Consider the following 6,589-nt stretch of genomic DNA (forward strand, 5'->3'; position numbering starts at 1 on the left):
CTGTCGCGCACCGCGGCGGCGTGCTGGTCGATCAGGGCGAGCAGGCCGGGCCGGGCGGCGGCGGCCGCCGTCCCCTCGGCCACGGACTCTGCCAGGGCGGCCAGGGTGGAACGCGCCGCCTCGACGACGGCACGGGAGCTGACCTGGTTCGACGGCACGCGCATGGGGACCGACGCTAGCCGGTGGATCGGGGGTTCGACCTCGGCCGCACGGCGGGTGCCGGGTCCCCCACCGGTCGGTCGGGCGACGTCCGAGGGATTGAGTCGGCCGGAATCGGGCACGAGGAGAACCGCCCGGTGTGGGCGCGTCGAGACGGTGGAGGAACGAATGACGGCACACCAGGACGGACCGGACGAGCGGCACCGGCGTCCCGCCGGTGTCAGTGACGAGACGGTCGCCGCGCTCGGCAAGCTGAGCGAGGCGCTGGAATGCGTCGAACGGGTGCGCGGTCACCTCTACTCGCTGCACCAGCTCGTCGGGCACGCCGACCTGATGCTCGACGAGGCGGTGGAGATGTTCCGGAAGGCCGGACACGGGCACATCGCCGATCGGATCGACACCGACCTGCTCGGCCGGAACGTGATCGCCGGGCGCTGGACGTTCCAGATCGTCGAGGACTTCGACGACGGCTACTACGCGCTGTTCCGCGAGCTCGACCGACAGGCCCGCGACGAGCTGGTGGCGGGGCGCCGCCACCTGTACGAGGCGGAGATGAAGGAGCAGCGCCGGACCCGCGGTCGCCCCGGGCACGAGGCGCGGCCCGCGGCCGGCACCTCGGACTAGTCCCGGGGACGGGCCTCGGCCGGCTGACGGCGGGCCGCGTCGTCGGCGATGATCACGGTCGCCACCATCAGCGCGACGCAGAGGCTGAACAGCCAGGAGCTGTCCGCAACCAGCTTCGCGGAGACGGGCGCCTGGATGGCGGCGAGCAGGAAGCCGAGCCATGCGAGGCGACGCTGACGGGTCGTGAGGATGCCCTTGCCCTGATGCATTCCGAAAGTCTTGCGCGCGAGACGGTGGTTGCCGTCAGCCGAACGGCCGATTCTGGATGAGCTGTCCGCTTTCACGACCACACGGACCGTGCTTTTTGTCTTGGTGGGGGAGGGCGGGTCTGCGGGAAACCCTGCGGGCAGGATGGCCCCCGTGCCCGTCGCCCGGCCCCGTGCCTCCCTGCTCCTGCTCGCCTATCTCGCGTTCGTCAGCCTCGGCCTGCCCGACGGACTCATCGGGGTCGGCTGGCCGTCGATGCGCAGGGACCTGGGCGTACCCACCGAGGCCGTCGGCCTGCTCCTCTTCGCCGGCACCACCGGCTACCTCACCTCCAGCGTCCTCGCCGGCTTCACCCTGGCCCGGCTCGGCGTGGGCCGGCTGCTCGCCGTCAGCACGCTGCTGGCCAGCCTGGCGCTCACCGGCTACGCGTCCGCGCCCCATCTCACGATGCTGATCGGCTGCGCGCTGATGCTCGGTCTCGGCTCCGGCGCGATCGACAGCGGACTGAACGCCTACGCGGCGGGAGCCTTCGGACCCCGCCACATGAACTGGATGCACGCCTTCTTCGGCCTCGGCGTGGCCATCGGGCCGCTGATCATGACGGGTGTGTTGAGCGTGGGGCTGTCCTGGCGCTGGGGCTACGGCAGCGTCGCCGCCGCGCAACTCGCCCTCGCCCTCGCGTTCGCCCTCACCGTCCGCGCCTGGCGGGACCGGGGACCGGCCGCGGCTTCCGCGCCCGCCCCGCCGGGAGGGGGGCCGGACACGACCACGCCGGTGCCCGCCGTGGCACCGACCCTGGCCCCGGTACGCGTGCGCGACACCCTCCGCCTGCCGGCGGCGTGGCTCGGTGCGCTCGCCTTCGCGGTGTACGTCGCGATCGAGGTGGCCGCCGGCCTCTGGGCGTTCCTGCTGCTCACCGAGGGGAGAGGGGTGAGCGCGGCGGTGGCCGGTGGTGCCGTCTCCGCGTACTGGGGGAGCCTGTTCGTGGGACGGGTGGTGCAGGGCGTGGTGGCCGAGCGGCTGGGGACGGCCGGGATCCTGCGGGGCAGCCTGCTGGGGATGGCGGTCGGGGCGGCACTGGTCGCCGTACCCGGGCCGGCGTGGCTCGCCGTGGCCGGCCTCGTCGTGATCGGCTTCGCCGCCGCGCCGGTCTTCCCGCTGCTCACCCTCACCACCGCCGAGCGGGTCGGTGCGGCGCACGCCGACCGGGTCATCGGGTTGCAGATCGGGGCGGCCGGGCTGGGCGCGGCGCTGGTCCCGGCCGGGGTCGGGGTGCTGATCAGCCGCACCTCGGTCGAGGCGCTCGGGCCGGCGCTGCTGGTGCTGGCCGTCGTCCTGCTGATCGTCCACGCCACGGGAACCCGGCGTCCCCCGTCCGTGGCCTGACCGGGGCACACGAGCACGCCCGGTCCCGCCGGAGAGCGGCGGGACCGGGCGTACCGATCAGATCGTGTCGGGGCCGGTGCGGCCGGTCGTCGAGGGACGGTACGCGCGGTCCCGGTCGGTCGGCTCCCGCCCGGCCCCGGCGGCCTCGCCGCCCCGGTCGACCGCTTCGGGTCCGTGCCCGAACGCGGCCTCCTCGCCGGCGTCGTTGCCGGTCACGTCGTCGGTCTGGCCGTCCAGGGTCGACCGGGCGACCGCCCGGTCCAACTCCCGCAGCGGAGTCTTCTCCTCGTCGCGCCACACCCTGTTCTCGTCCGTCATACCCATCGCGGTACCCGACCGGCCCACCGCCAAACAGCGGGGAGACGCCGATGGCCGCCGGGGGACCGGCGGCCATCGGGAGTCGTGGTACGGGGGTGTGTCAGGTCACGGCGTCGGACGGTCCACGTGGCCACGCCACGCGCCGGTCTCCTGGCCACGCCGCTCGATGAACTGCTTGAACCGCTCCAGGTCGCCCTTGGCGCGGCGGTCGACGATGCCGAGCTTGTCGCCGGCCTTCTCCACCACGCCGTGCGGCTCGAACTCCAGCTGCAGGGTGACCCGGCTGGTGCTCTCGTCGAGGCGGTGGAAGGTGACCACACCGGCGTGCTGGGTGCCGCCGGTGGACCGCCACGCCACCCGCTCGTCGGGGAGCTGCTCGGTGATCTCGGCGTCGAACTCGCGCTTCACCCCGGCGATCTCGACGGTCCAGTGGGTCATCGTCTCGGAGAGCTGCCGAACCTCCTGCACACCCTCCATGAAGTGCGGGAACTCCTCGAACTGGGTCCACTGGTCGTACGCGGTGCGCACCGGGACGGAGACGTCCACGTGTTCGGTTACGCCACTCATCAGGACTTCCTCCCTATGTCCGCCGATGAGGTGCCCGGATCGTGCGGCGATCCGGTCACCAGCGGGTCGTCTCGTTCTTGTGGCCGAGCGCCGCCCACACCTCGGAGACCGTCTGGTACCGGGTCCCCTCGGGCAGTCGCTCCAGCTCGGCGACGATGTCGTCCGGCGCGTCGTTGTCCCGCGCGTTGGCGATCAACGCCTCGCGGTCGCCCGGCAGCGCGCTCATCGTGATGAACCGCCCGAGCCGGCTGCGCTGTTCGACGTCCTCCGAGCTCATGCCCTTCGGCGCGCCCGTACGCAGTTCACCGGCCGGCGCCGTCGTCGTCTCCGGCTGGTCCTCGCCCGCCGGCTCCGGCACGCGGGCCTCGTCGACGCGCGAGCCGCCGGTCCCCGGCCCTTGCAGGAGACCGCTGACCTCCTGGCTCATCTGCTCGTCGAGCCGCGGTCCGTGCTTGCTGCTGCCACGTTCCATGTCTTGTGCGCTACCCGGTGGCCCCACGGATAAACCCGGCACACGGTCACGTACCGGCCGGGCTCTTGGGTTCCAGGACCGGTTCGTCCGGGTCCGGGACGCCGGCCTGGAGCACCCGGCCGCGCTGCAACTCGGCGTTGATCTGCACGCCGAGCATGAGCGCGGAGTTCGACAGGTAGAGCCAGACGAGGAAGGCGATGACGGCGCCGAGGCTGCCGTACGTGGCGTCGTACGAGCCGAAGTTCGCCACGTACAGGCCGAAGCCGAAGGAGGCCAGAGCCCAGGAGACCAGGGCGACCGCCCCACCCGGGGTGAGCCAGCGGAAGCGGGGCTGCCGGACGTTCGGCGCGATCCAGAACAGCAGGCTGAGCAGCACCATCATGATCATGGCGAGCAGCGGCCACTTCAGGACGCTCCACACCGTGCGGGCCAGGCCGCCGGCGTTGATCAGGTTGCCGACCGCGTCGGTCACCGGCCCGCTGACGATCAGGCCCACCGCGACGACCGCCAGCAGGAGCATCGAGACCGCCGCCAGGCCGATCTGCATCGGGCGCAGCCTCCACACCGGCCGCCCCTCCTCGACGCCGTAGATGGCGTTGGACGCGCGGGTGAACGCGCCGATGAAGCCCGATGCCGACCACAGCGCGCCGAGCAGACCGAAGCTGAGCAGCACGCCCGACCCGCTCTGCTGCTCGACCACGCCCCGGACGACGCTCACGAAGCCGTCGTTGCCCACCACCGATCCGGCACCCATGTCGCGGGCCAGGTCCAGCACCGTGTCCACCGTCTCCTCGCCGTTGGAGACCAGCCCGACCAGGGCGACCACCACGATCGTGGAGGGGAACAGGGCCAGCACGCCGTAGTAGGTCAGCGCCGCCGCCCAGTCCGCGCAGTTGTCCTTGAGGAAGTTCTGGACACTGCGCACCAGCACCCCGCGCCAGGTCGACCAGCTGAGCTGCCGTACCCGGCGGGGGAGGTGTGACCGCTGTGCCTCGTCCAGTACCGTCCCGGGCTCCGTCGTCGTCATGGCCCGCTCCCTGTGCCCCGGCCACCGGATGTCGGGGTACACCCGGATTCGCCTGGCCCCGCCGGTACCCGGCGCCGGAAATCGACAAACCCGGCTGCCCGTCGCGGCGCCGCGGCGGTTTGCCTCCGCGCCGAGGGGGAACGGACAAGTCAGACCCATCGACGCGGAGGAGGACGAGATGCCCGGGCGCGAGGACATGCCCAGCACGCTGCGGCGCTCCCCGGAGAAGGCGCAGCGCACCTGGGAGAAGACCCACGACTCGGCGGTGGAGACCTACGGCGAGGGCGAGCGGTCCCACCGCACCGCGTTCGCCGCGGTCAAGCACCAGTTCGAGAAGGTCGGCGACCACTGGGAGCCGAAGGGCCGCAAGGGCCCGAGCGATCGGCAGGCCGCCGGCGGCGGGCCGCAGCGGCGCGCCGAGACGGCCGGCGGTGTGGACGCCAACGCGACCAAGGACCACCTCATGGAGGTCGCGCGCAAGCTCGACGTCCCCGGTCGGTCCAGCATGACCAAGCCGGAGCTGGTCACGGCGATCGAGAAGGCGAACAACCGCCAGACCGCCAAGGCCCGCGAGAAGAAGCGCTGAGGCGTACGCGACGAAGGGGCCGTTCCGATCCGGAACGGCCCCTTCCGCGTCACCCGTTCACCAGTGCCCGCCCCCCGGCGCCTCGATGTGCACCGCCTTCGTCGCGGTGAACTCGTCCAGCAGCTCCGGGCCGTACCCGAAACCCTGGCCGCTGCCCCGGCGCGGATGCGCGGCACCGCCCGGCGCGCCGCCGAAGACCGCGTTGACCTTCACCGTGCCCACCGGCAGCTCCCGCCAGGCGCGCTGCGCGTGGCTCATCGAGCCGGTGAGCACCGTCGCGGCCAGCCCGTACGGCGAGTCGGCGGCGCAGCGCAGCGCCTCGGAGAACGAGTCCACCACCACGACCGGCGCGACCGGGCCGAAGGTCTCCTCGCGGATCAGCGGCATGTCGTGCCGGCAGTCGGTCACCACGGTGGCCGGGTAGAAGGCCCCCGGACCGTCCGGGACCGTGCCCCCGACGCGGATCCGCGCTCCCTGCGCCGCCGCCGCGACCACCTGCCCGTGCACGTGGTCGCGGTGCCGCCGGTCGACCAGCGGACCCAGTTCGGTGCCCGGGTCGGTGCCCGGACCGGTCCGCAGTGCGGCCGCCCTCTCCGCCAGCGCCTCGACGAAGTCCTCGGCCACGTCCCGGTGCACGTAGATCCGTTCCACGGCCACGCAGATCTGCCCGGCGTTGGCGAACGCGCCGATCGCCGCCTGCCCGGCCGCCCAGACCGGGTCGACGTCGGCGTCGACGATAAACGGGTCACTGCCGCCGTTCTCCAGCAGCACCTTCGCGCCGGTGCGGGCCGCCGCCGCGGCGATGGCCCGCCCGGTGGCGGTGGACCCCACGTGGGCCACCACGTCCACCTCCTGGGCGGACAGCGCGGCACCCACCTCCGGGCCGCCGGTCAGCAGCGACAGCACGCCCGGGGGCAGCGCCGAGTCCAGTGCCCGAGCCAGCAGCCAGCCGGTCGCGGGCGTCCGTTCGCTCGGCTTGTAGAGCACCACGTTGCCGGTGACCAGGGCGGCGCCGAGCAGCCCGCACGAGACGGCCACCGGGTCGTTCCACGGGGTGATCGCGGCCACCACCCCGCGGGGCTGCGGAGTCATGAAGTCGATCGCGTCGGCGCCGCCCAGCAGGGTCCGCCCGCCGCGCACCGGAGCCAGTTCCGCGTACTGGCGCAGGGTGCCGATGCCCGCCTCGACGCCGCCCCGGGCGTCGTCCAGCGGCTTGCCCATCTCGGCCGTCGTGGACCGGGCC

The 6,589-nt window shown here is 73.1% G+C and carries 9 protein-coding genes; 3 read left to right on the plus strand and 6 right to left on the minus strand.

Features of this window, described 5'->3' with window-relative positions:
* Positions 1 to 327: 327 nt before the first annotated feature.
* Positions 328 to 783: a hypothetical protein gene (locus AB0I76_RS19550; RefSeq protein ID WP_357037173.1), complete on the plus strand. Its 456-nt coding sequence runs from the start codon at positions 328 to 330 to the stop codon at positions 781 to 783.
* Here AB0I76_RS19550 and AB0I76_RS19555 read toward each other — a convergent pair.
* Entirely contained in the window at positions 780 to 992 is a 213-nt protein-coding gene (locus tag AB0I76_RS19555) for a hypothetical protein (protein WP_357037176.1), read from the minus strand. The genes AB0I76_RS19550 and AB0I76_RS19555 overlap by 4 nt on opposite strands.
* Positions 993 to 1,134: 142 nt before the next feature.
* Between AB0I76_RS19555 and AB0I76_RS19560 the strand changes: the two genes are divergently transcribed.
* Positions 1,135 to 2,376 carry an MFS transporter gene (locus AB0I76_RS19560; RefSeq protein ID WP_357037179.1) on the plus strand — a complete coding sequence of 414 codons (1,242 nt, stop codon included), beginning with the start codon at positions 1,135 to 1,137 and terminating at the stop codon, positions 2,374 to 2,376.
* A gap of 57 nt (positions 2,377 to 2,433) precedes the next feature.
* Here the strand turns inward: AB0I76_RS19560 and AB0I76_RS19565 are convergent, their stop codons facing one another.
* The 4 genes from AB0I76_RS19565 to AB0I76_RS19580 all read right to left on the minus strand — a co-directional run bounded on the left by AB0I76_RS19565 (position 2,434) and on the right by AB0I76_RS19580 (position 4,760).
* Positions 2,434 to 2,694, minus strand: coding sequence for a hypothetical protein (locus tag AB0I76_RS19565; protein WP_357037196.1), 261 nt, complete (start codon positions 2,692 to 2,694; stop codon positions 2,434 to 2,436).
* A 105-nt stretch (positions 2,695 to 2,799) separates the two neighbouring features.
* The gene (locus AB0I76_RS19570; protein WP_357037182.1) at positions 2,800 to 3,261 is read right to left on the minus strand and encodes an SRPBCC family protein; all 462 of its coding nucleotides are present in this window, start codon (positions 3,259 to 3,261) and stop codon (positions 2,800 to 2,802) included.
* 55 nt (positions 3,262 to 3,316) lie between these two features.
* Positions 3,317 to 3,733 carry a DUF2795 domain-containing protein gene (locus AB0I76_RS19575; protein ID WP_357037185.1) on the minus strand — a complete coding sequence of 139 codons (417 nt, stop codon included), beginning with the start codon at positions 3,731 to 3,733 and terminating at the stop codon, positions 3,317 to 3,319.
* Positions 3,734 to 3,779: 46 nt separating this feature from the next.
* Positions 3,780 to 4,760 (minus strand): YihY/virulence factor BrkB family protein, encoded by a 981-nt coding sequence (locus AB0I76_RS19580; protein WP_357037188.1) that lies wholly within the window; start codon positions 4,758 to 4,760, stop codon positions 3,780 to 3,782.
* A gap of 178 nt (positions 4,761 to 4,938) precedes the next feature.
* On the opposite strand from AB0I76_RS19580, the gene AB0I76_RS19585 reads away from it, so the two are divergent.
* The gene (locus AB0I76_RS19585; protein WP_357037190.1) at positions 4,939 to 5,346 is read left to right on the plus strand and encodes a ChaB family protein; all 408 of its coding nucleotides are present in this window, start codon (positions 4,939 to 4,941) and stop codon (positions 5,344 to 5,346) included.
* A gap of 57 nt (positions 5,347 to 5,403) precedes the next feature.
* On the opposite strand, the gene AB0I76_RS19590 is transcribed toward AB0I76_RS19585, so the two are convergent.
* Positions 5,404 to 6,589 (minus strand): aldehyde dehydrogenase family protein (locus AB0I76_RS19590; RefSeq protein WP_357037193.1); only part of this gene is annotated, 1,186 nt, incomplete at its 5' end.

This window comes from Micromonospora sp. NPDC049799, from assembly GCF_040656655.1.
Taxonomy (GTDB): domain Bacteria; phylum Actinomycetota; class Actinomycetes; order Mycobacteriales; family Micromonosporaceae; genus Micromonospora.